The sequence below is a fragment of the Corallococcus carmarthensis genome, from assembly GCF_003611695.1.
Lineage (GTDB): Bacteria > Myxococcota > Myxococcia > Myxococcales > Myxococcaceae > Corallococcus > Corallococcus carmarthensis.
The window spans coordinates 1-23,329 of sequence record NZ_RAWE01000115.1 but is presented as its reverse complement, the minus strand read 5'-3'; the positions used below and the strand labels follow the sequence as shown (position 1 = coordinate 23,329).

The following is a 23,329-nucleotide window of genomic DNA, read 5'->3' as shown; positions in this document are numbered from 1 at the left end:
ACGTCTCCGCGCGTCGGGGACACGTTGTCCCAATGTCAGACGTCCACGGTGTGCCGCTCCCTCTGCGAGCAGGCTGGCACATCGATTGCGATGGGCGTCTCCTCGCATGGCGGACCTTGGGGGTCCGGCTCCATGACGGGGGTTCATCACATGGTCTCGACGCAGTGGAAGCTGGGTGTGTCGCTGTTGCTCGTGTCGGCGGTGTCGTTCGCGGAGGAGGGTGTCCGCACGGGGTCGTTCCCGGTGGAGCGGCGCAACGTGGTGACGGTGTCCGTCCCCATCCAGAACCTGACCTCTCAGGTGTCGCTCGAAGGGGAGCGCGTGCTGGGTGAGCGCTTCTCCGTGGGGTTGGGCGTGTTCGCGTCCTTGAACCACGCCCAGTCGCGGTTCAAGGTGCCGGAGCCCAGCGGGTTGGAGGGCTTCGACAACACGTCCTTTGAGCTCGGCCTGGCACCGTCGGTGCGCTTCTACCTGACGGGCCGGGCCCCCGAGGGACTGTGGCTGGCACCGCGCTTCGAGGTGGGAGTGGGGCGGAGCTCCAGCAAGATGGTGGGAGACGTCCCGGACAGTCCGTCGAGCGATGACGACGATACGGACACCCGCTGGTCCGTGGGGGGGACGGCGGTCCTGGGGTACAGCATGGTGCTGGAGCCCGGCTTCACGGTGCAGGGCGGCGTGGGCCTGGGGGCCCGCCGCGAAACGCTCGCCTACGACTCCCTGCGCCTGGGCGAGTCAGGGGCGGCGGGCCTGGTGCGCATCCACCAGGCGACGTGGCTGTTCACCCAACGCATCGTGCTCAACGTGGGTTGGGCCTTCTGACGTCAGGGCGCGTCGGCCTGCGTGCTCACGGTCCACGGCGTGCGGGTGGTGTCCACCCACAGGAGCTGGAGGTCCCAGCTTCCGGGCGCGGAGCCGGGCGTGTCGGTGGCGACGGCGAAGACGCGCGTGTTCGGCTGGGGCGTCACGGAGAAGCTCGTGCGCGGCGCGCGGTTGGCGTCGTTGAACGGCACCACGCCCAGCGTGACGGTGCCACCGGAGGGCAGCGGCAGCCCATCCTGCGAGGTGGCGGTCGCGAAGGGCACGTCGAGGAAGGGCGCGTCCGGCAGCACGCGGCGCTCCGAGCCCAGCGGGCCCACGTCCACGGCGGGCGTGTCCGCGGCCGCGTGCACCCAGCGCAGGCGCAGGTTGGAAGGGTCGTTCGCGAAGCGGTCTGTGAGGGGCAGCAGCGTGAACGGGGACGCCGCTGGCCGGGGCGGCGCGAGGTAGCCCGCGGCGACCATCAGGTAGCGCTCGCCCGGGACGAGCGTGGGCGTCGTCGCCGTCGCCACCGGTGCGCTCGTGGGCCGTTCCGTCCCGGATGCGGCGGCGAAGAAGTCCAGCGTGTACGTGCCCGGCGGCACCTGGAGCGGCGAGGACAGCGCGCCATGGGCGAGGCCGCCGGACAGCTCGTGGTCGCTGGCGAAGAGGTCCAGCGTGGGCGCGTCCGGTGACGCGTGCAGCACGTACACCGTCGGGTTCTGCCGGAGGATGGCCAGCGTGCCGTCGCGGCCCGCGGTGAGCAGCGAGAAGCCGTCGCCCGCGCGCGCGGAGGCGGACATGAGGCCGGTGGCGACGATGAGCGTGTCGGTGCCGGAGCCGGCCGCGGGCACGGTGAAGGACGTCAGCGCCCGGGCATCCGTGCGAAGGCCCACCTGGAACGCGGCGCCCGAAGGCAGCACCAGCGCCTGTTCGCCGGAGTCCTTGAAGCGCGCGAGCGACTCCACCTCCACCGAGCCGTCATTGCCCAGGTCCACGTCCACCGTCGGCGCGTCCGTGCCGGCGTTGACGATGCGCACGCGCGTCTGTCCTCCATCCGCGGGCACGGTGTTGTCACGCAGGAGCAACGCGCGCATCGCCGCGTCGGAGCCCGTGGCGGAGAAGGCGCCCGCGGTCACCACCGTCCAACGCGTTCCGGCCTCCATGCCCACCCGCTGTGACACGATGGGCTGGGAGGACGCCGCCGCGCCCGTGGGCCGCAGCTCCACGGTGACGGCACCGGCTTCGCGCGTGAGGTAGGGCGTGGTGGCGCCATAGGCCACGGCCCGGGCCACGGGCGTGGGGTCGCCGGCGAGGTAGACGTCCATCGCGGGCGCGCCCGGCGCGGCCTGCACGATGCGCAGCTGCGCCTGGGTGGGCGGGACGAGCACCGGGCCGTCCTGCGTGGGCGGCGCGTCGGGGTCCTCCGCCGAGCCGCCTCCGCACGCGGGCGCGAACACCCCCAGCGACGTGAGCGCGACGACCAGCAGTGTCTTCCCCCGCATCCAGGCCATGTCGAAGTCCCCTCCTCGGCGGGCCGCGGACGCGGCTCGGCACCGATGTCGACAGGGGTAAGGGTGGGCATCACCTCCACGCGGGCGAACCCCCACGCAAGGGCCACTGTCCGCCTCCGACGTTGTGCACCGGCGCACGTCGCAAGTCCCGGGCATCACAGGCGCGGGGGCCTTCGCGGAGACGATGGGTGCGATCAACCGGGGACGGAGCGCGACACCGTCACGCCTGCCCGGCCGCCGCGGCGCGGCATCGAACGGGGGGACATCGGGCCATCCCCTGTTCAATACGCGTCATCGCGCGGGCAGGGGGAAACGGCTCGCGTGGATGCCGACGCGGGTGACGGCGCTGGTAGGGTCGGCGGCACCATGACCCTCGCGTCCCTTCCGCTCATCGTGTCCCTGCTCGCGGCGCAGACGCCCGCGCCGGCGCCGTCGAAGGCGCCCCCCGCGCCGGCCGCCGCGAAGGCGCCGTCCGCCGTCCCCGGCATCTCCCCGCTGCCCGGCCTGCCCAACCTGTGGGCGAGCGGCGTGCCGCCGGTGCCGCCCGCGCTCTCCCAGCGCGTGCAGCAGTACCTGGAGTCGCGTTCCGCGCAGCTGCTGGACGCGAGCGGAGATGGACAACAGGTGCTCATCTCCACGCGCTTCGCGGACGTCAACCAGCTGCACGTGGTGGAGATGCCGCTGGGCGCGCGCACGCAGCTCACCTTCACGAAGGAGCCCATCAACCGGGCGCGCTTCCTGCCGGGCAATCCGCAGGTGGTCTTCTACCTGCAGGACACGGGCGGCGGAGAGTTCTACCAGGTGCTCAAGCTGGACCGGCGCACGGGCCGCTCGGAGCTGCTGACGGACGGCAAGAGCCGGCACGAAGAGCTGGTGGTGTCGCAGGACGGGCGCTGGCTCGCGTACGCGGGCACGGGGCGCAACGGCAAGGACACCGACGTGTACGTGGCGCCCACGGCGGACCCCAAGCAGGCGAAGCGGGTGACGGAAGTGGAGGGCAGCTGGGCGCCGCTGGAGTTCTCCGCTGACGGCTCGAAGCTGCTGGTGCGCCAGTTCCGCGCGGCGGACGACTCCGACCTGAGCGTGGTGGAGGTGAAGACGAACGCGCGCACGCAGCTCACGCCCAAGGAGGGCAAGGGCAGCGTGGACGCCGCCGTCTTCACGCACGACGGCCAGGGCGTGTACGTGGCCACGGACCGCTACAGCGACTTCGCGGAGCTGTACCGGCTGCCGCTCACGGGCGCGCCCCCGGCGGCTCCGCCGTCGCTGACGAAGGCGGTGCGCTGGAACGTGCAGGACCTGGAGCTGTCCCCGGACGGGCGCAAGCTGGCGGTGACCGTCAACGAGGAGGGCTACGGCCGGCTGTACCTGCTGGACACGCGCACGCAGGCGCTGTCGCCGGTGGAGACGCCGCGCGGGGTGATGTCGCAGATCCGCTTCCCGCCGAAGCGGTCGGACCGGGTGGCGTTCTCGCTGACGTCGGCGCGCGTGCCGCTGGACGTCTTCACGGTGGAGCTGGGGACGAAGAAGACCACGCGCTGGACGCGCTCGGAGGTGGGAGGGTTGGATCCGGAGACGTTCGTGGAGCCGGAGCTGGTGCGCTACCCGTCCACGGACGGCGTGAAGGTCCCGGCGTTCCTGTACCTGCCGAAGAACGCGAAGGGGAAGGTGCCGGTGGTGGTGATGTTCCACGGCGGCCCGGAAGGCCAGAGCCAGCCCACCTTCAGCGCGCAGACCCAGCTGATGGCGACGGAGCTGGGGCTGGCGGTGCTGCTGCCCAACGTGCGCGGCTCGGAAGGGTACGGCAAGGCGTACCGCGCCATGGATGACGGCGTGAAGCGCGAGTCGAGCCTGGCGGACATCGGGGCCACGCTGGACTTCGTCGCGTCGCGGCCGGAGCTGGACGCGTCGCGGGTGGGCATCTACGGCGGCTCGTACGGCGGCTACATGACGCTGGCGACGGTGGCGTTCTATCCGGAGCGCATCAAGGCGGCGGTGGACGTGGTGGGCATCTCGTCGCTGCCGTCGTTCCTGCAGAACACGCAGGCGTACCGGCGGGACTTGCGGCGCGCGGAGTACGGCGATGAGCGCGACCCGGCGGTGCGCAAGGTGCAGGAGCGCATCTCGCCGCTGGGGTCGGTGGACAAGATTCGCGCGGCGCTCTTCGTGCAGCAGGGAGCGAACGACCCGCGCGTGCCGCAGTCGGAGGCGGAGCAGATCGTCCAGGCGGTGCGCAAGAAGGGCTCGGACGTCTGGTACCTGCTGGCCACGGACGAGGGCCACGGGTTCCAGAAGAAGACGAACCGGGACATGGCCCAGACGACGGCGCTGATGTTCTTCGAAAAGCACCTGCTGGGCCCGGCCGCAGGGCAGGGGAGCGGGGCGGCAGGCGGGAAGTAGCCGCAGGCGAGCAAGGGCCCGTGCCCGGGCGATATGGCGCCGCTCCGGGCACGTTGCACATTGTCAGTGCTGGCGAAGTGCGTCCCCGGGAGGACCGTATCCATGAAGCGCTACAGTCAGTCGTTGCGTCGGGGTGTGGGAGTCTTGGCGGTGCTCGCGGGGGTGGGCGGAGCGTTGGCGTCCTCCGAGCAGGACCAGCTCTCCTTCAACATCGCGCGGACGCAGTTCAACCTGCGGATGACCGCGAACAACGTCACCGGGCAGGAGTTCCAGGTGTCCCGGGCGCCGGGCGAGCTGCGCGGCCGCGTGGCGGACGTCCCGGTGACGCTGAAGCTGGAGGACCAGAAGGTGAAGGGCAACATCGGGACCGCGGTGGTGAACCTGGACGTGAAGAGGGACGGCGACGCGGTGAAGGCGAAGGGCGGCTTTGGTGGCCGTCCAGTCACGCTGACGCTGTCGCCGCAGGAGTTGACGGTGTACGTGCGCGACTGCACGTACCGGCTGAAGGCGAAGGAGCCGGGCCGCACCTACGAAGGGCCGCGCAGCTGCGACCGCGCGCTCACGCCGCCCACGGAAATCAAGCTGCCGGACGCCTTCCTCGCGGCCTCGCCCGAAGAGCAGGCGTCGCTGCTGCTCCTGGCGCTGTAGTTTCCCCATAGGCTCGGGACGCCATGGCGCGTCCCCGGTCGTGTGGAGAAGGGTCCTGGCACCGGACGCTGCCGGTGCTGGGACTTCTTTGGATGTTCGCGCTGAGCGCGTGCGCGAGCGATGGCCCCTTCGAGGCAGAGTCCCTTGAGGGGGAACTGGGGAAGGACACTCCGGCCGAGCGCGCGGGCCTCGGATTCACGCGAGAGGGAGCGCTGGAGCGCGCCTCGCCCGTGGGCGGTGAACGCGCCCGGCAGGCAGAAGCGGCCCGCGTGGTGCGTGAGCTCTGGGAGGTCGCGGGTGCGCGCGGGGCTCCGGGTGAGGCGTGGACCTTCGACTACCAGGTGCACGGCGGTGCGCTGACGTTGTTGTCCTTCCGGCGCACGACGCCGGGCCAGGGCATGGGTGCCTCCGTGGAGTGGAGCACGTTCTCCCGCGAGCTGACGCGGAGCCTGTCCACGCTGGTGGGCGTGAAGCCACGGCGCCTGCGCTTCACGCTGGAGCGTGGGCCGGAGCGTTGGCGTTTCGACCTGGAGACGGTCCGTGGGCCGGTCGCGGTCCAGGCGCGGACGGTGCCTGAAGCCCTGCCGGGCGCGTCCGGACCCCAGCTGTCCGATGCGCTGGCAGTGGCCCGGCAACTGCTACCCGCATCCCGTGTTCCCTGGCAGGGCAGGGTGCATGAACGGGCAAGGCTCCAGTTCGAAGGCCTGCGCTTGCATCCGGAGGTGGAGCTGGGCGTCTTCGAGGTGCAGGAGGGTTCGGGCCGCCGGAGCGCTCCCGAGAGCACGGACCTCCGCACGCCGGTCGTGAAGGCGTTGTTGCCCTTCGCGAACGCGGTGGGGAGCCGCACGGTGGAAGTGGAGCTGGAAGGAAGGCACGAGCGCGGCGAAGCCGAGCCGCGTTGGCGGGTGGTGGCCGCGACGACGCTCGAACCCGCCCCGCCTCCCGAGGCGATGGAGGACATCGCCAGGGAGTACCGGGCGATGCAGGAGGACATCCTCCGGCGCTGGCGTGAGGAGGTGAAGGACAGCGCGCGCCTCGCGGGAGTGTGGTCCTTCGAGCAGCTCGCGTACTGGTACGTGGGAGGCTTCATCGCGAAGGGAGCGCTCGGAGCGATGGAGGCCGCCGCGCCCACGGTGGTCTCGGTGCTGGGGAGGGGCGGGGCGAAGGCCGCGCAGTGGTTCCGCACGGTGTTGATCCGCACGCCGCCCGCCGAGCGTGAAGCCCTCCAGCGAATCTGGATGAAGGTGGAGGCGGAGGGGCTGGCGGCGCTCGAGGCTGGGGAACAGGCCGAGCTGCGGCACATCCTGGCCCAGGTGGAAAAGGCCCTTCATGAGCCGCTCGACCGGCAGGCGAAGAAGCGGCTACGGCAATGGGCCCGGCGTGAGTACTTCGAAACCGTGAACCCCCGGCTCGCCAGGGAGCTGGGACCCTTGCGGATGGAGGCGTATGAGATTCATCACCGCGTCCCCTTGGAGTATGCGCGCGTGTTCCCGCGCATGGAAATCAACCAGGGGACGAACCTGGTCGCCGTCGAGCGCACGGTGCACCGGAGCATCAACCGGGTCTGGGAGTCCGTGGGGCAACAGTCCCAGCGTCTGGACAGCCGACAGGTGGAGGAGCTCTCCCGAGTGATCGATCAGCACTACGGTTCGTGGTTCCATCGCATCCACGTTCCAGCGGAATCCGCTTCCGCGCTCGCGGCCGCGGAGCAGAATGCGCTCCGCGCGGTGAAGGCGCTGCTGGAGCGGTGAAGGGAGCGCGGATGGAGTCCTCACTCAGGGGCCTTGAGCGGCTGATGGCCCGGTGCCGCGAGCAGCGTCTGCCGTTGCGGCTGGGGACTGCCTCCACGGAAGACGCGACGGGGCGGGAGCTGTTCCCAGGGCAGCCCTTGGACCCCCTGCTCGCGGCCGTCTTCATGCGGGTAGGGGGCGCGCGGATGGCGGAGCTCATCCTCTACGCGCCGGAAGGTGAGCACGGAGTCGTGGCCGTCAACAGGACGCTCCGGGAGCGGGGAGAGGATCCCTTCCCGTCGTGCCTCGTGTTTGGTCAGGTCCCGAGCCTGGCGTATCGGTTCGCGCTCGTGCCCGGGCTCGCGGACTCGCAGGGCTTGCAGCCCGTGGTCTTCATCGATGACCACAGCGAGAAGGAAGTCCTACCGGTGGCATCGAACCTTGATCGCTTCTTCGATGCCTATGCCCGGAGCATCGAAAGCTTCGTCCGGGGGACAAAGCCCGATCCGGACGCATGGGATGACATGGACTTCCCACGCTTCGAACCCGAGCGTGTCGCGCAGGACACGGCCCTCGTGGAGATGATGCGCGCGGGTCGCTTCGACGGACTCGTGACCTGCGACGAGGAGAGCCAGCGGTGGATGCGACAGGTGCTCGGCCTGTGACTCCGCGCAAGCTCTGCCTCCTCATCGCCTTCACCGCGTTCGTGACCGCCGTGGGCACGGGCGTGTGGCTCGCGTGGCCCGGGCCGGACCTCACCGCGCAGGCCGACCTGTCGGATGACCCGATCCACCTGAGCTTCGAATCCAGCGACGACCCGGACAGCGCCGGGAGCGAACCTCCCGACGTCGTCGTGCTGAGCAACGGCATCCGGCTCACCGACGTCCCCACGAACTGCCACGCCGACACCCGGGGCTCCCTCGTCTGCGAGGACCGCTGCGACACGGATGCGGCATGCCCCGCCGACAGCGTGTGCTCGCACCACCGCGACTTCGGCTTCCGCGACTGCCAGCCCCTGCACCGCTTCTGCGACGACGCGTCGGACTGCACCTCTTCCGACACCTGCCAGCCCGTGGACACCTCCGCCTCGGGCCAGGTCCTCCGCCGCTGCGTGCCGCTCGGGACGCTGCGCGCCGGCGAGCGGTGCACCGGGTACGCACGTGAGCCGGAGGGCCACTGTGCTCCGGGGCTCCTCTGCGTCCACGAGTTCTGCGGCCCGCCGTGCAACGTGCACGACGCGAACGCCTGCGCCACCGGCACCGAGTGCGCTCCCAATCCCTACCGCGTCCTCGGCGCCTGCGTCCCCAGCTGCCGCGACCGCGCCTGTCCCGCGGGCGAGCGCTGCGAGACGGACTACGCGGGCGAGGTGCCCATCTGCCGCCCCTTCGTGGGCCCCGCCTGCCTGGACGCCGCGCCCTGCGCCGCGAACCAGGACTGCCTGCGCGGCTTCGCCGAACCCACGCTCGAAACCGAGGCCTTCGAGTGCCGCACCCGCTGTGATGACAAGGCCCCTTGCGCGAAGGGCCTCACCTGCGACGAGACCAGCGGCTACTGCTTCCAGCCCTGCACCCTCGACACCGACTGCCCCACCCCCGAGCGCTGCCACGTCCTCCACCGCCGCGAATCCCAGCGGGGCTGCGGCTTCATCGCGGAGGGTCTCCCCACCTTCCACCGCTAGGCACGCGGCAGCTCCACCAGGAACGTGGAGCCCTCGCCCAGGACGCTCTCCACCTCGATGTGGCCGCCCATCGCCTCGACAATCTGGCGGGCAATCCACAGCCCCAGCCCGAAGCCGCCGTAGTTGCGCTCGGACACCGCGCGCTCGAAGCGGTGGAACAGGCGCGGCAGGTGTTCCTTCGCGATGCCGATGCCGCCGTCGCGCACCCGCAGCCGCGCCCGCTCGCCCTCCAGCTCCAGCGCCACGTGCACCGGGTTGCCCCGTCCGTACTTCAGCGCGTTGGAGAACAGGTTGGTGAAGACCTGATCCAACCGCAGCCGGTCCCACTGGCCACGCACCTCCGGCGCAAGCGTCAGCTCCAGCGGCGTGCCCGAGCGCGCGTACTCCTGCTCGAAGCGCTCCGCCACCTCCCGCACCAGGCCTCCCAGCTCCAGCGGCTCCAGCACCAGCTCCAGCTTCCCGGCGCTCAGCCGCGACACGTCCAGCAGGTCGTTGACCAGCAGCGTCTGCCGCTTCACCTGCCGGTCCACCCGCTCCAGGCCGCGCTTGAGCCGCTCCGGATCGAAGCTCGCTCCCGACCGCGTCAGCCCCGCCAGCAGGCTCTGCACCTGGAGCTGGAGCGCGCTGATGGGCGTCTTCAACTCGTGGCTCGCGATGGACAGGAACTCCTCGCGCAGGCGGATGGCCTGACGCGCGTCCCGGTAGAGGCTCGCGTTGTCCAGCGCCAGCGCCGCCCGCCGCGCCAGCTCCTGCGCCAGCGCCAGGTCCTGCGCGTCGTACGCCCGCTTCGACGTGACGAACGTCAGCGCCCCCAGCGTGTGGCCCCGCACCCGCAGCGGCACGCACAGGTACGCGCACGTCCCGCCCGCGCGCGCGCTCGCCGGGTCTCCGTCCGACAACCCCGAGCGCGTCTCCGGCCTCCCGGACTGGATGACCCGCGTCACCACCGCGAGCCCCGGAGGCGGCACCTCTCCGTCCTCGCCGCCGCCCGCCGTGGCCACGCAGCGCACGCCGCCAGATTCATCCTCCAGGAACACGCCGCAGGCCTCCGCGTACGCCGGCACCGCCAGGTGCGCCACGCGCTCCAGCGTCTCCTCCTCTTCCAGGCTCCCCGCCAGCACCCCGCCGGCCTCCGCGAGGAAGCGCTGCGCCGCCTCGCCGCGCTGGCGCTCGGTGATGTCCACCATCACGCTCAGGCACTGCGGCGGGCCGCTCGCCGGGTGCACGCGGCCCGTCCACATGGCCACCTGCACCGCGCCGCCGTCGCGCCGCCGCGCCGCCAGGGGGGCCCCGTCCAGCACCGTGCCCCGCGTGGCGCGCTCCAGGCCGTGGCGGAACGCCTCCCAGTGCTCCGGCGGCACCGCCGGCAACACCTTCCCCATCACCTCCTCTGCCGTCCACCCCAGCATCCGCTCCGCGGCCGGATTCCACAGTCGCACCGTGCCGTCCGGGTCCAACAGCATGATCGCCGTGGGGCTCGCCTGGATGATGGCCTCCAGCGTCCCGTGCGCCTCGCGAAGCGCCGCCCGCGCCCGCTGCTCCCGCTCCAACAGCCGCGCCCGCGCCAGCGCCTGCGCCGCGTGGTGCGCCACCAGCTGGAGGAAGGCCCGCTCGTCGTCGTCGAACCCGTGCGGCAGGCCGAAGGTGAACACCAGCGCCCCCAGCGCCCGCCCGTCCGCGACCAGCGGCAGGCACGCCGACGAGGGCGCCGGCCGCTCCGTCCCCGACAGCGCGTCCTCCGCCATCAGCCACACCGGCCGCGACTCGCGCAGCACCCGCGCCACCGGCGAGTCCCCCTCCAGGGGCATCCGCTTCAGCCGCTCCGCGGCGTCCGGCGTGCAGCCCGCGCAGCGCAACAGCGTGGCGCTCGCCGCGTCCGGCTCCACGCCCCACAGCGCCCCGGCCCTCGCGTCCGCCACCGCCAGCCCCTGCTCCAGCACCACCTCCGCCACGCGCGCCGCGGTGAGCGCCTCCGACAGCTCCGCGGTGACGTGCTGCAGCCGCGCGAGCCGCCCCGCCGCCACCTCCGCCGCCTGCCGCGCCTGCCGTTCGGACGCGTACGCCCGCGCCACGTCCAGCGCCAGCGCCGCCCGGTCCGCCAGCTCCTGGAGCAGCAGCTGCTCCCCCGGCTCGAACAGCGCCGGCTCCGGCTCCTCCCGCCACACCGTCAGCGTCCCCAGCGGCCGCCCCCGCGCCCGCAGCGGCAGCACCAGCACCGCCTCCACGCCCTGCGCCTCGCCGGTGTCCAGCACCTCCGCCGCCACGCCCTCGTCCGCGCGCACCCGCTGGGAGAACAGCGCCTGCAACCGCACGCGCGCCTCCGGCACCGCCGCCGCGGACGCCACCGTGCGCAGCCACAGCCCGTCCTCCGACAACAGCCGCAGCGCGCACGCGGAGCCGAGCAGCGGCACCACCAGCCCGCACAGCCGCTCCATCACCGCGGGAGGCTCCAAAGACGCGTCCGCCAGCAGCCGCGAGGCCTCCGCCAGCAGCGCCAGCCGCTCTTCAATCTCCGGAAGCCGCGCCCCGTACTGCCGCGCTTCCCCCAGCCTGGTTGCGACCATCGTCATGCCACGTCCCCCCGTTGCACCCGCCATGGGAGCACGGCCCCGCCCGCGGCGCTCTGCGTCCCAGGTCCCGCCATCCCTGATTTCTGCGGATGCTCGACACCCACCCCCCGGAAGCGTTGGTGACGGGCACCCGCCTCGTTCCGCGGACCGGCACCCTCGGGGGCAGGGTGCCCGGGCGCGCACATGGGAATACCTGGAGCGGTTGGAAACCAAAGGAGCGTCACGGCTTCGGTTGCGGCGGGCCCGGGTTCGGCTAAAGCGGGGGCCGTGAACGCACCCTCGGAATCACCGGCCGCCCCTACGGACGGGCCGGACTCTCCCAAACGCATCGCGATGCTGGCGCTGGGCGCGCTGGGCATCGTCTACGGAGACATCGGCACCAGCCCGCTGTACGCCCTGCGCGAGTGCTTCACCGGACCGCACGGCATCACCCCGACGCCGGCGAACGTGATGGGCGTGCTGTCGCTCATCTTCTGGTCGCTCATCATCGTGGTGTCGGTGAAGTACCTCCTCTTCGTGATGCGGGCGGACAACCGGGGCGAGGGCGGCATCCTCGCGCTCATGGCGCTGGCCATGCACCGTCCCCGAGGCCAGTCACACCGCGCCCGGCCCGTGCTCATCACCCTGGGCATCTTCGGCGCGGCGCTGCTCTACGGCGACGGCCTCATCACCCCGGCCATCTCCGTGCTGAGCGCGGTGGAGGGCCTGAGCGTCGTGACGCCCGTCTTCGAGCCGTACGTCATCCCCATCTCGCTCATCATCCTGGGGCTGCTGTTCCTGGTGCAGAGGAAGGGCACCGGCGGCATCGGCGCGGTGTTCGGCCCCTTCATGGCCCTGTGGTTCGTGGTCATCGCGGTGCTGGGGGTGAAGGAGCTCTTGCACAACCCCTCGGTGCTCTGGTCGCTGTCCCCCGTGCACGGCGTGCACTTCTTCATCGACAACGGGTGGCACGGCTTCCTGGTGCTGGGCGCCGTGTTCCTGGTGGTGACGGGCGGCGAGGCGCTCTACGCGGACATGGGCCACTTCGGCGCCGGGCCCATCAAGCGCGCGTGGTTCGCGCTGGTGCTGCCCTCGCTGGTGCTCAACTACCTGGGGCAGGGCGCGCTGCTGCTGCGCCACGCGGAAGCCGCCAGGAACCCCTTCTTCCTCCTGGCCCCGGACTGGGCCCGCTACCCGCTGGTGGCCCTGGCCACCGGCGCCGCCGTCATCGCGTCCCAGGCCCTCATCTCCGGCTCCTTCTCCATCACCCGCCAGGCCATGCAGCTGGGCTACAGCCCGCGCATGGAGGTGGTGCACACGTCCGCGGAGGAGATGGGGCAGATCTACCTGCCCGGCCTCAACGGCGTGCTCCTGGTGGGCGTGGTGGCGCTGGTGCTGGGCTTCGGCTCCTCCAGCCGGCTGGCGGCGGCGTACGGCATCGCGGTGACGACGACCATGGCCATCACCACGGTGCTCGCCTACGTGGTGGCCCGCGAGCGCTGGAGCGTCAGCCGCGCCGTGGCCCTGCCCATCGCGGGGATGTTCCTGCTGGTGGACCTGTCCTTCTTCGGCGCCAACGCGGTGAAGATTTCGGACGGCGGCTGGTTCCCGCTGCTGCTGGCCGTCTGCATCTTCACGCTGATGACCACCTGGAAGCGCGGCCGGGACATCCTCGCGGCCAAGCTGCGCGCGTCCAGCCTGGGCCTCAAGGACCTGCTGGGCAGCTTCGGGGACCACCCTCCGGTGCGCGTGCCCGGCACCGCCATCTTCATGACGGGCAACCCGGAAGGCACTCCGCCCGCGCTCCTGCACAACCTCAAGCACAACAAGGTCCTGCACGAGCAGGTGGTGCTGCTCACCATCATCCCGGAGGACATTCCCCACGTGGTGGCCGGCGAGCGCGTGGAGGTGGAGCCCCTGGAGCAGGGCTTCGTGCGCGTCGTCGCCCGCTACGGCTTCATGGAGAACCCCAGCATCCCGGACGTTCTCAAGCGCTGCCGGGAGAAGGGCCTCCAGTTCCAGCTCATGGGCACCAGCTTCTTCCTGGGCCGCGAAACCCTCATCCCCACCAAGAAGCCCGGGATGGCCGTCTGGCGCGAGGCCCTCTTCTCCTGGATGAGCCGCAACGCCCGCAGCGCCACCGCCTACTTCCGCATCCCGCCCAACCGCGTGGTGGAGCTGGGCAGCCAGGTGGAGCTGTAGTCCCACCGGAAGTCCTGGCGTGCCGCACCGGGACTTCACCCCGCGAGTAGAGAATCTGTTTGGCCCACACTGCGCGTGTTTTCCCGGACTTGGGCCATTTTCAGCCTCTTAAATACCTGAAAACACATGGGTAGGACTTTTGACTAGGGGGTCGGCATGACCCTCCCACGTCCAGGAGTGGCTGCTACTCAGCCCTTTACGCAGGGGCTTGCCTGCTTCAAATTGCACCGCCCTCACCCGTTTTTTCCGGTTCGGATAGAAAAATACGGTAGGGCAGCAACACTTTCGTCGATGAATCGAGAATCTTTTCGCGGGGCAGAGAAAAGTACTGTCCCAGCGCAATAAAACTCGGTTACCCTGCGGCCAGGTGTCCCCCGGCACCCGGCGTCCGAAACGAGGTCAGACTCCCATGCTCCAGGCCATCTCCCCCGCCCCCGTGTCGTCCCCGGTTTCTCCGGTGAAGTCGGTCATGCCGTGGATGGCCGAGCCCCGGATGCCGCTGTCGGACGCGGCGCCGTACACGGTGCTGAGCGCGCAGGAGCTGTACCCGCGCATCTGCGTGCGTGATCCGTACTTCGCGCTGAAGGACGTGACGGTGCTGCCGGGTGAGGTGGTGGCGCGCGTGCCGGTGCAGATGGCGCCGGACGCGGAGGCGATGCCGCTGGGTCTGGGCGAGGCGGGCCGTCACCTGGCCATCCTGGGCTCGTGCGGCGCGGCCCTGGTGGCGCCCAAGGACGGGCAGCACTTCTACCTGGCCAGCGCGGCGCGCGGTCAGTGGCTGCAGCCCTCCGCGCAGGAGCGCGCCACGGACATGCTGTGGGCGCTGGCGCAGGCGGAGTACACCGGCAAGCGCACCTGCACGGCGCGCACGCTGTTGTCCTCGTCGGACGGCACGCCGCTGTTCCGGTTGGAGGTGGACTACAACGTGCTGTCCGCCGCCGCCTTCACCCGCCTGTTCGGCGAGGCCCGCCAGGAGATGCGCCGCGAGCCGCGCCCCGCGGAGACCGTGCAGCGCACCCCGGAGGAGTGGGCGAAGCTGCGGCAGAACCCGTACAGCAAGCCGTTGGACCTGCGCGACTTCCAGACGGACGGCGACATCCTGCGCTCGTCGCTGGTCGTCACCCCGGAGCTGTGCAAGGGCCACTTCGCCATGCACCCGGTGATGCCGGTGGCCGTCGTCGCGGGCGGCATGACGCGCATGGCGACCACGCTGGGCCGCAACCTGGAGCGCAACGCCGAAGCCCGCTTCGTGGCGAAGGACGTGAAGCTGTCCGCGGACAGCCTGGCCTACGCGGGCCAGACGGTGGTGTTCGGCGCGCACCGCACCCGCGTGCGCGGCGCGGACCACACCTTCGCCTGCTGGGCGTCCGTGGGCGAGCGCGTGGTGGCGCAGCTGGACGTGACCTACACCCGCGTCGACTGAAGTCCCGCGGGTTCCTGGAGTTCAGGCGACGCGCGGCCCCGCGCCCCGCTTCAGGTCCACTCGATGTCGTAGTCCACGCGGTCGATGCCCTGCGGCTTCGCGGTGGCCTTGCCCGTCAATCCCAACACCTTGAGCGAACCGGTGAGGATGCCCACGTGGTACGCGGGCGGCATCATGTCCCGGCGCATGCGCAGGGTGCCGGACTTGGGGCCCGTCGTGAGGTACTCGCGGTTGCCGTAGGACACCGCCGCGCTGTACGCCATCTGCGCGCCCGCGAAGAGCTTCTGGGGGTCCCCCCGGGAGATGATGCCGAACACCAGCATCCCCGGCCCGGTGGAGTAGCGGGTGATGCTCACCTCGCCGCACGCGTGGAACACCGCTTCCGCCGGACCGAGCGCGCTCTCCAGCACGTCCGCCGCGGTGAACAGCAGCGTGAGCAATTCCCGCGCTGGATACGAGCGCAGCTCCGCGTAGTCGTGGTTCAACTCCCCCACGCGCAGCTGCTCCATCCCGATGGCGCCCGCGTGCTGCTGCACCAGGCCGAAGACGGACTTGAAGATGAGTCCACGGACGGAATCCCCCGACTGGAGGCTGGCGATCCGGGCTGCGAGTTCGGCCTTGTCCGACGGCATGACTTCCACTCCTTGGGGTGCTTCCCGCACGACGACGCTTCCCAGGTATGGAAGCCGGGGCAGCTTAACGGCCCTCTTCCCCCTGTCGACAAAGCACCTTCACCCGGCGTCACACCGGCTGGGGTCACCCGTCACAACGCCTCATGTCGGGTCCAAGGGTCAACGTGGCAGGTCCTGTTCGCCCCGTGCGATTCCGGCCGGGGCGGACGCGGGACGGGGCTTCAGCGCTCGTCCAGCAGCACGGGCGCGAAGCCGGCCGCGTCGCACGACGCGAGCACGTAGCGCACGCCCGCCCGTTCGCCGGTGAAGCCCGCGGGGATGCCGGTCGAGTGCAGGTGGCCGTACACGCAGACCTTGGGGGCGAACGCTTCGATGGGGGCGCTGAAGGCGGTGGCCCGCTCGTTCGCGTACACGGGCGGGAAGTGCACCGCCACGATGCGGGTGAGCGGCGTGGGGTGGGCCGCCTCCTTCTTGAGCGCGTCGTCAATCGACGTGGTGAGCCGGCGCGACTCACGCTCCACGTAGCCCGAGTCTCCCTGCTCGTCGCCCATCTCCCCGCCGGGCATGGGCGGCGCTTCCGGCGCGGTCCACAGCCGCGTGCCGGCGATGACCCACGGCCCCAGCACCACCGCGTTGTTGTGGAGGAAGCCCTCCAGCGTGCGGAAGGGCTCCAGCAGCTTGCGCAGCTTGGACGCGGAGTCGCCCCACCAGTAATCGTGGTTGCCGCGCACCAGCACCTTGCGCCCCGGCCGCGCGTCCAGCCACGCCAGGTCCTCCATCACCTCGTGGGCGCGGGTGGCCCAGGAGATATCGCCCGCGACGATGACCGCGTCCTCTGGCCGCACCCGTTCATCCCACGCGCGCTGCAGCGGCAGCGGGTGGTCCGTCCAACCGAAGCGGTGCATGTCCTTCTGCCGGGTGGAGGGCAGGTGCGTGTCGCCGATGCCGAAGAGCCGCATGATGCTGGCGTCATACCGGATGGCCCGCCCCCATGTCGGCCCTTCCCGCGCGCCCACCGCCCGGACGGCCTTCCGCCGCGGTCCGCCAAGGGTTCAAATAGTGATTAATACAAGAAACGATGTAACAAAACGTTACGTCACGGATGTCCTGAAACACGGCATTGGAACATCCATGCGCCAGTCGGACTCCGCGTGGAAACAACAGGTCCAGGGATGTAGGTAATTCCGTGATTTCAGGTGTTTGAAGTCACAAGGAACAGCACGCGCTTCGTGCGGGTGGAGCATGCATGCACCGGTCGCGGAAGAAAACTGGACGAAGGTGATGGGCTGGAGAGGGCTGGCACGCATGGTGCTGGGAAGACGGCTCCAGCCGTCTCCGTGGGCAAGCGGGGGCGGGCCGTGGAGTTCCTCCCCCGACTTTTGGAGTCCCCTCATGTCCACCTTCCGCAATCCCTTCGCGGCGGCCGCCGCCGCCCTGGTGCTGTCCGCGTGCGGCCCCCAGGCGCAGCCGCAGAACCCGGAGGCTCCCCCCGCCGAGACGCCGTCGCAGCCCTCCACGGACACGGCCGGCAGCGCGCTGCCGCGTGAGCTGGATCCGCTGTTCGCGCAGGCCGCCCAGGAGTTCAACGTCCCGGCGGAGCTGCTCAAGGCGGTCTCCTACGCGGAGACGCGCTGGCAGATGGTGCGCGGCGAGGCGGAGTTCCCGGGCCAGCAGCCCGCGTTCGGCCTGATGGCGCTGCGCGGAGCGGACCTGGAAGCGGGCGCGGCGCTGGCGGGCGTGACGGTGGAGGCGGCGCGCACGGACGCGCTGTCCAACCTGCGCGCGGGCGCGGCGCGGCTGTCCCAGCTGGCCACGGACGCGAAGGTGGAGCGCGGGGACCTGTCCGCGTGGGCGCCGGTGGTGGCCCAGCTGAGCGGCATCACCAACCCGGAGGCGCAGGCGGAGCACGTGCACCGCTCCGTGTACGCGGTGATGAACGAGGGCGCGGTGGCGCTCAACCAGGACGGCTCGGTCGCCGTGTCGCTGGAGCCCGTGAAGGTGGAGGCCAGGTTCGAGCGTCCCCAGGTGCGTGCCATGGCGGCGGGCCCGGACTACGCGTCGTCCATCTGGCGCGCGGCGCCGTCGGGCAATTACAGCACGAGCAGGTCGCACAACCCGTTGATGATCATCATCCACACGTGCGAGGGCACCTACGGCTCGTGCTGGAGCTGGCTCACCAACAGCGCCGCGGGCGTGAGCGCGCACTACGTGGTGAACGAGAGCGGCTCCGAAATCTCCCAGCTGGTGCGCGAGGCGCACCGGGCCTACCACATTGGCGCGAACTACGACTCGTCGCTCAACAGTGGCAAGGAGGCGTGGCTTGACGGCGTGCAGTCCAACAACTTCACCATCGGCATCGAGCACGGCGGCTACGCCAGCCAGACGTCCTTCCCGGCGGGGCAGATTGACGCGTCCGCGAAGCTGTCGTGCGACATCGCGCGCGACAACTCCATCGTGAAGGACAGCTACCACATCGTGGCGCACGGCAAGCTGCAGCCGGCGACGCGCACGGACCCGGGCCCCAACTGGCCGTGGTCCACGTACCTCAGCAAGGTGAACAGCTACTGCGGCACGACGACGCCGACCGGTGAGATCATCATCGACAGCAACAGCGCCAACAACGACGCGTCCAAGGCGAGGTTCTCGCTGACGGGCGCGTGGTCGGACGGCTACAGCGCCGGCTACTACGGCAGCGGCTACTACTACGCGACCACGGAGGCCATCTCCGCGCCGGCCACGTTCGAGTTCTACCTGCCCACCGCGCAGACGCGCACCATCGACGCCTGGTGGGTGGCGGGCACGAACCGCTCCACCACGGCGCCGTTCATCTCCTATAACGCGGCGGGCGCCGAGGTGGGCCGCGTGTCCGTCAACCAGCAGACCAACGGTGGCAAGTGGGTGCAGCTGGGCACGTACAGCTTCTCCGCGGGCTGGAACAAGGTGCAGCTGAGCCGCTGGACGACCCCGGGCTACGTGGTCATGGCCGACGCCGTCCGGGTGCGCTGACGTGAGGCACGAGGGCCTCGAACGGCGGAAGCGTTCCGGGCCCTCGCGGGCACGGCGGTGGTGGGCCGTGCTCGCCCTGCTGGGCGCCATGGGCTGTCAGGGCCGCTGCGGCGGCGCTGGCGGAGTTCAAGCGCCCGGCGCGCTGTCGGAGGCGGAGCGGCGGGCCCTGCCGGGCACCATCGTCTTCCTCTCCGAAAGGGCGGGACAGAAGGACGTCTGGCGGGTGACGCCCGCTGGGGAAGAGAAGCAAATCACCACCGCGCCGGAGGACGAGTACCCCGGCCCGCCGTCACCGGACGGCCGCACGCTGCTGGTGATTGCGTCGGGCGAGGCGAACGGGCGGGTCTTCCAGCAGCTGCGCCTGCAGCCGCTCGAGGGAGGCCGTCAGGTGGCGCTGCATCCGCCCCGGCCCCGGGCGCGCAACGTGAGCTGGGCGCCGGACGGCACGTGGCTGGTCGCGGAGTCCGACGCGCAGGGCTTCAGCGACGTGGTGCGCGTGCTGCCCGCAGCGAACGCGGTGGACACGCAACTGACGCACGTGAAGGAGGGCTGTTTCGAGCCCGCGGTGTCACCGGACGGCACGGAGGTGGCGTGCGTGTGCAGCGGTGACGGGGACCCGGAGGTCTACGTCTTCCGCGCGGACGGCACGGGCGAGCCCCGGCGCATCACCACGTTCTACCTGGAGGACCGGACGCCGCAGTGGAGTCCGGACGGCAAGTGGCTCCTGTTCGTGAGCAACCGCGAGCGCAAGGAGCGCGTGTACCGGGTGCGAGCGGACGGCGCCGACCTGAGCGCCCTGTCCGGCGAGGGCTTCGCGGGCGACGAGCGCGAGCCGGCCTTCAGCCCGGATGGAAAGCGCGTGGCGTACGTGGCCCGGCTTCCGGACGGCAGGAGCCGCATCTGGGTGGCGGACGTGGCGGGCGGCGCGCCAGTGGCGCTGACGGACGGACAGCACCGCGACGACATGCCGGCATGGAGTCCAGACGGCAAGGCACTGGTGTTCGTGTCCGAGCGCGACGGCGACACCGACCTGTATCTCATGCGTCCGGACGGCACCGGCCAGACGCGGCTCACCACGGCGAAGGGCGCGGACTGGCTGCCGCGCTGGTTCGTGCCGCGCTAGCTAGCTCGCGCGCTGCCGCAGCGGTTGGGACTCCGGCGGGGCGGACGGGGCTTCCAGGGGCACGCTGAAGAAGAAGGTCACGCCCCGGTCCGGCTCGCTCTCCACCCAGATGTGGCCGGAGTGGGCCTCCACGATGAGCCGGCTGATGTAGAGCCCCAGGCCCAGCCCCTTGCCGTCCTGCGAGCGGCCGTCCTCCGTGCGGTAGTACTTGTCGAACAGGCGCGCCGCGTCCCGGGGGGACAGGCCCGTGCCCTGGTTGGTCACCGACACCACGGCGTGGTCGTGCACGGCGGCCAGGCGCACGTCCACCGGCGTCCCCTTGGGGCTGTACTTGATCGCGTTGGTCAGCAGGTTCGTCACCACGCGCTCCAACCGCGCGGCGTCCATGGGCACCGGCGGCAGCGGATCCGCCAGGTGCAGCCGGAAGCGCTCGCGCGCGTCGGGCGGCACGTCGCGCTCCAGCACCTCCGCCAGGAAGCGGCCCAGGTCGTGCGCCTCGCGGCGCAGCGTCACCCGGCCGGACTCCAGCCGCGAGCCCTCCAGCAGCTCTTCGATCATGGTGCTCATCCACTCCACGTTGTGGATGATGGCCTGGGCCATGTGGCCCTCGCGCTCCAGCTTCCGCTCGTGCAGCGCGCGCTGGAGCAGGTGCGCGCGCAGGTTGATGGTGTTCAGCGGGTTGCGCAGGTCGTGGGAGATGAGCCCCACGTACTCCTCGCGCAGCTTCTCCAGGTCCCGGCGCTCGGTGACGTCGCGCAGGATGGCGATGCGCGTGGCGTCGTCCTCGCCCTCCAGCGGGCTCAGCCGCACCTCCAGCGGCACGCTGGTGCCGTCCTGCCGCTGTCCGGACACCAGCCGCCCGCCCGCGGCGCGCTCCGGGCCTTCCCCGGCGGTGGACGGCCCGTGGAGCCCCTCCGGTACGAGCAGCTCCACCTCGCGGCCCAGCAGGGCTTCGCGGCGGTAGCCGAAGACGCGCTCGGCCTCCGCGTTGGCGAACCGCACGCGGCCGGCGCCGTCCACCACCACCATGGGGTCCGGCGCGGTGTCCAGGAAGGTGCGGAAGCGCTCCTCGGAGGCCTCCAGCGCGGCGGTGGCCCGCATGCGCTCGGTGTCGAGCATGTCCAGCGCCCGCGCCGCCAGCAGCACCAGCGTGGCGCCGCCCGCGGCCACCACCGTGGCGAAGAGGGGCAGCTTCGCGTCGTGGCTGAGCCCGCCCGTCAGGTGCATCAGCACCAGCGTCAGCCCCAGCACCGGCGGCCCCAGCAGCGTCACCGGCACCAGCCGCCGCGCCACGAAGCCGCCCAGCGTGTCCCGGGTGAGCCGCGCCATCAGCCCCAGCTCCGGCCGGGCGCACAGCGTGCCCACGCCCAGCAGCATCAGCACGCAGGTGGTGTGCAGCCCCATGCTGCGCTCCTGGAAGAACGGAGCGGCGGCGGGCGTCACCAGCGGGCCCAGCAGGAAGCTGTTGAGGCCCGTCAGCGCCGCCATCAGCGCGAGCGCCACCAGCGCGTCCGACCACGACAGCCGCTGCGGGTGGCCCCGGTCCACCAGCGCCAGCGCCGGGCCCAGGAGCATCAGACACAGCGCCGTCAGGGGCGACGACGCGACACCGGGCGGCGCGAAGCCCTGTTCACCAAAGGCGCGCAGGAACAGCGCGTCCAGGCCCCCGTTCCCGCCGGTGATGACGCCGTCCACCAGGCTCACCGCGCCCAGCAGGGCGGTGGCCAGGGCCAGCGCGGTGCCCAGCCGGTGGCGGAAGAGGCCGGGCGTGGCCGGCAGGCGCAGTCCCAGCGCGGCCCCACCCAGCATCAACCCCAGCGCGGCGCTGGGACGCATGGCGGGGAGCGCGGCGCCCATGGACTTGAGGACCATGACATCCAACGCCCAGCCCACGAGCACCAGCAGGCCCACCATGCAGGAGGCCGCCGCGGAGCTGCGCGCAAGGGCACGGACCATCGCCGTGCTTCGTGGCATGGATCGGCCGCTCATCATCCGCGTCCCCCCGGAACGCCAGCCCTGCATCCTGCCACAACATCACGTCTTCAGGGGCACCCCGGCAATGAGACGCCGGGGTTGGACGCCTGTCCGCTCTAGGCAGGGATGTCCGACCTGTCCAGGGTTTGGTCAGGGCGCGTAACGGCCCGGGTAGACGGTGAGGACCACGCCCAGGCCGGGGCCCACGTCGACGTTGCGCGGCACGTAGGTATTGGTGCCTTCCACGGACAGCTGGAAGGACGACACTCCGGCGCCGGAGTGCACGAAGAGGAACAGACCGTGGCCGGCGGTGCCCGTGGTGTTCACGGACGTCAGGTCACCGGACGGGTAGTAGACGCGGTCCGCCAGCTCCGCGCGGTCGAGCGCCACGCGCACGCCGCTCACGGGCTGACCGTTCAGGTCCACGACGCGGCCCAGCACGAAGCCCGCGGAGGCCAGGGTGGCCGCCGGGTCACCGGTGTGGCCCTGAAGGCGCGGCGCACCCACGGCGCCGCCCAGTTGATCCACGAACGCGGTGGGCAGGGCCCAGGCGTGCGCGTCGATGATGTCCGTGCGCGGACGGGTGCCGGTGAAGGCCGTGTCGAAGACGAGCGTGGTGCTGCGCACGAGGCCGTCGTGCGAAAGGCCCACCGCGAGCCCCTGGTGCACGTCGCGCACGGGCACGTCGGTGACGCGGAAGGAGCCGTCCTCGGACACCTCGCCGGTGGCGAAGGTGGCGGCCGAGTCGTTGACGGCCACGCGCAGGGGCTCCTCCACGGTGAGCGCCATCCCGGTGAGCGACGCCGCGCCGGCGGCCGCGCCCTCGGCCTCCGGGAACACGCGTGCCTCGCCGCTCACGAGGATGCGAAGGTTTTCCAGATCCACCGCCTCGGCGTCCTCGGTCCGCACGCCGGGGTCTGGTGTGAAGCCGCCGTCGCCACAGGCCATCGCCAACAGGCCCAGCACGGCACCACCCGCCGCCCGAATGTAGTGTTTCATCGCGCCGCAACATCTTCACGGACCGGGGTGATCGCAATCCGTCCCCCGGCGCCGTCCGTCCCCTTCACGACGCACCGGTGCGCCTGCGGGCCGGATGCACCGGACTCCGAGCCCTCCGGGTGTTGAAAACACGTCGGCACCGGGAGCCTGCCTTCCGCTGAAGACGGAAGGCCGCGCCCGGTGCCGCGGGTCACGCCAGGGAGGAGGAAGCGGAGCGCCTACCAGCGCGTCCCGCCCTTGCCGGAGGAGGAGCCGGAGCTCTTGCCCGTGTTCCAACCGCCATTGCTGCTTCCACTGCTGCTGCCGCCGCTGCTCCGGCCACTGCTGCCGCTGCTCCCGCTGCCGCTGCCACCGCTGCTGCTGCCACCGCTGCTACGGCTGCTGCCGCCGGGGCTGCTCCAGCCGCTACCACTGCTCCCGCTGTTGCTGCTGCCACTGTTCCCGCTGTTGCTGCTGCCGCTGCTCCCGCTGTTGCTGCTCCCGCTGCTGCCGGAGTTGCCCCAACCGCCGCTGTTGCCACGGTTGTTGTCCTTGTCGTCATCGCGGTTCTTGCTGGCCGGGGTGTTCCAGCCGCCACCCTTGTTGTCGTTGTCGCGGTCGTCATCCCGCGAGCTGTTCGAGGCAGGGGCGGCGTTGTTGCGGCCCCAGCCACCGGA

The 23,329-nt window shown here is 71.3% G+C and carries 17 protein-coding genes; 10 read left to right on the top strand and 7 right to left on the bottom strand.

Annotated features, from left to right (window positions below; translation table 11 throughout):
• Positions 1-150: 150 nt before the first annotated feature.
• Positions 151-819, top strand: a complete 669-nt coding sequence (locus tag D7X32_RS26660; RefSeq protein WP_120605388.1) for a hypothetical protein — start codon at positions 151-153, stop codon at positions 817-819.
• A 2-nt stretch (positions 820-821) separates the two neighbouring features.
• On the opposite strand, the gene D7X32_RS26655 is transcribed toward D7X32_RS26660, so the two are convergent.
• Complete coding sequence (locus D7X32_RS26655; protein WP_158625771.1) at positions 822-2,309, bottom strand: DUF4397 domain-containing protein; 1,488 nt, start codon at positions 2,307-2,309, stop codon at positions 822-824.
• A gap of 366 nt (positions 2,310-2,675) precedes the next feature.
• On the opposite strand from D7X32_RS26655, the gene D7X32_RS26650 reads away from it, so the two are divergent.
• The 5 genes from D7X32_RS26650 to D7X32_RS26630 all read left to right on the top strand — a co-directional run bounded on the left by D7X32_RS26650 (position 2,676) and on the right by D7X32_RS26630 (position 8,765).
• The gene (locus D7X32_RS26650) at positions 2,676-4,709 is read left to right on the top strand and encodes a S9 family peptidase (RefSeq protein WP_120605386.1); all 2,034 of its coding nucleotides are present in this window, start codon (positions 2,676-2,678) and stop codon (positions 4,707-4,709) included.
• 102 nt (positions 4,710-4,811) lie between these two features.
• Positions 4,812-5,357 carry a hypothetical protein gene (locus D7X32_RS26645; protein WP_120605385.1) on the top strand — a complete coding sequence of 182 codons (546 nt, stop codon included), beginning with the start codon at positions 4,812-4,814 and terminating at the stop codon, positions 5,355-5,357.
• Between the two features lie 74 nt (positions 5,358-5,431).
• The gene (locus D7X32_RS26640) at positions 5,432-7,108 is read left to right on the top strand and encodes a hypothetical protein (protein ID WP_158625770.1); all 1,677 of its coding nucleotides are present in this window, start codon (positions 5,432-5,434) and stop codon (positions 7,106-7,108) included.
• Positions 7,109-7,119: 11 nt separating this feature from the next.
• Positions 7,120-7,752, top strand: a complete 633-nt coding sequence (locus D7X32_RS26635; protein WP_120605383.1) for a hypothetical protein — start codon at positions 7,120-7,122, stop codon at positions 7,750-7,752.
• The gene (locus D7X32_RS26630; RefSeq protein WP_120605382.1) at positions 7,749-8,765 is read left to right on the top strand and encodes a hypothetical protein; all 1,017 of its coding nucleotides are present in this window, start codon (positions 7,749-7,751) and stop codon (positions 8,763-8,765) included. Before D7X32_RS26635 ends, D7X32_RS26630 begins: the two co-directional genes overlap by 4 nt.
• Here D7X32_RS26630 and D7X32_RS47620 read toward each other — a convergent pair.
• Entirely contained in the window at positions 8,762-11,335 is a 2,574-nt protein-coding gene (locus D7X32_RS47620; RefSeq protein ID WP_120605381.1) for a GAF domain-containing protein, read from the bottom strand. The two genes, D7X32_RS26630 and D7X32_RS47620, sit on opposite strands and share 4 nt — an antisense overlap.
• A gap of 183 nt (positions 11,336-11,518) precedes the next feature.
• On the opposite strand from D7X32_RS47620, the gene D7X32_RS26620 reads away from it, so the two are divergent.
• Positions 11,519-13,516 (top strand): potassium transporter Kup, encoded by a 1,998-nt coding sequence (locus tag D7X32_RS26620; protein WP_438358973.1) that lies wholly within the window; start codon positions 11,519-11,521, stop codon positions 13,514-13,516.
• A gap of 409 nt (positions 13,517-13,925) precedes the next feature.
• Positions 13,926-14,939 (top strand): hotdog family protein, encoded by a 1,014-nt coding sequence (locus D7X32_RS26615; protein WP_171447341.1) that lies wholly within the window; start codon positions 13,926-13,928, stop codon positions 14,937-14,939.
• A 50-nt stretch (positions 14,940-14,989) separates the two neighbouring features.
• On the opposite strand, the gene D7X32_RS26610 is transcribed toward D7X32_RS26615, so the two are convergent.
• Together D7X32_RS26610 and D7X32_RS26605 are read right to left on the bottom strand one after the other, a co-directional pair.
• Positions 14,990-15,571, bottom strand: coding sequence for a DUF2378 family protein (locus D7X32_RS26610; RefSeq protein WP_120605378.1), 582 nt, complete (start codon positions 15,569-15,571; stop codon positions 14,990-14,992).
• A gap of 221 nt (positions 15,572-15,792) precedes the next feature.
• Positions 15,793-16,530, bottom strand: a complete 738-nt coding sequence (locus D7X32_RS26605) for a metallophosphoesterase (RefSeq protein WP_120605392.1) — start codon at positions 16,528-16,530, stop codon at positions 15,793-15,795.
• A 433-nt stretch (positions 16,531-16,963) separates the two neighbouring features.
• On the opposite strand from D7X32_RS26605, the gene D7X32_RS26600 reads away from it, so the two are divergent.
• Positions 16,964-18,577 carry a golvesin C-terminal-like domain-containing protein gene (locus D7X32_RS26600; RefSeq protein ID WP_120605377.1) on the top strand — a complete coding sequence of 538 codons (1,614 nt, stop codon included), beginning with the start codon at positions 16,964-16,966 and terminating at the stop codon, positions 18,575-18,577.
• Between the two features lie 76 nt (positions 18,578-18,653).
• Positions 18,654-19,700, top strand: coding sequence for a TolB family protein (locus D7X32_RS26595; RefSeq protein WP_208752543.1), 1,047 nt, complete (start codon positions 18,654-18,656; stop codon positions 19,698-19,700).
• On the opposite strand, the gene D7X32_RS26590 is transcribed toward D7X32_RS26595, so the two are convergent.
• From D7X32_RS26590 to D7X32_RS45565, 3 genes are all read right to left on the bottom strand, one after another.
• Complete coding sequence (locus D7X32_RS26590; protein WP_147450271.1) at positions 19,701-21,674, bottom strand: sensor histidine kinase; 1,974 nt, start codon at positions 21,672-21,674, stop codon at positions 19,701-19,703.
• A gap of 150 nt (positions 21,675-21,824) precedes the next feature.
• On the bottom strand, positions 21,825-22,673 hold the full coding sequence (locus tag D7X32_RS26585) for a carboxypeptidase regulatory-like domain-containing protein (protein ID WP_120605374.1): 849 nt from the start codon (positions 22,671-22,673) through the stop codon (positions 21,825-21,827).
• A gap of 218 nt (positions 22,674-22,891) precedes the next feature.
• The coding region (locus tag D7X32_RS45565; protein ID WP_439329021.1) for a hypothetical protein at positions 22,892-23,329 on the bottom strand (438 nt) is incomplete at its 5' end.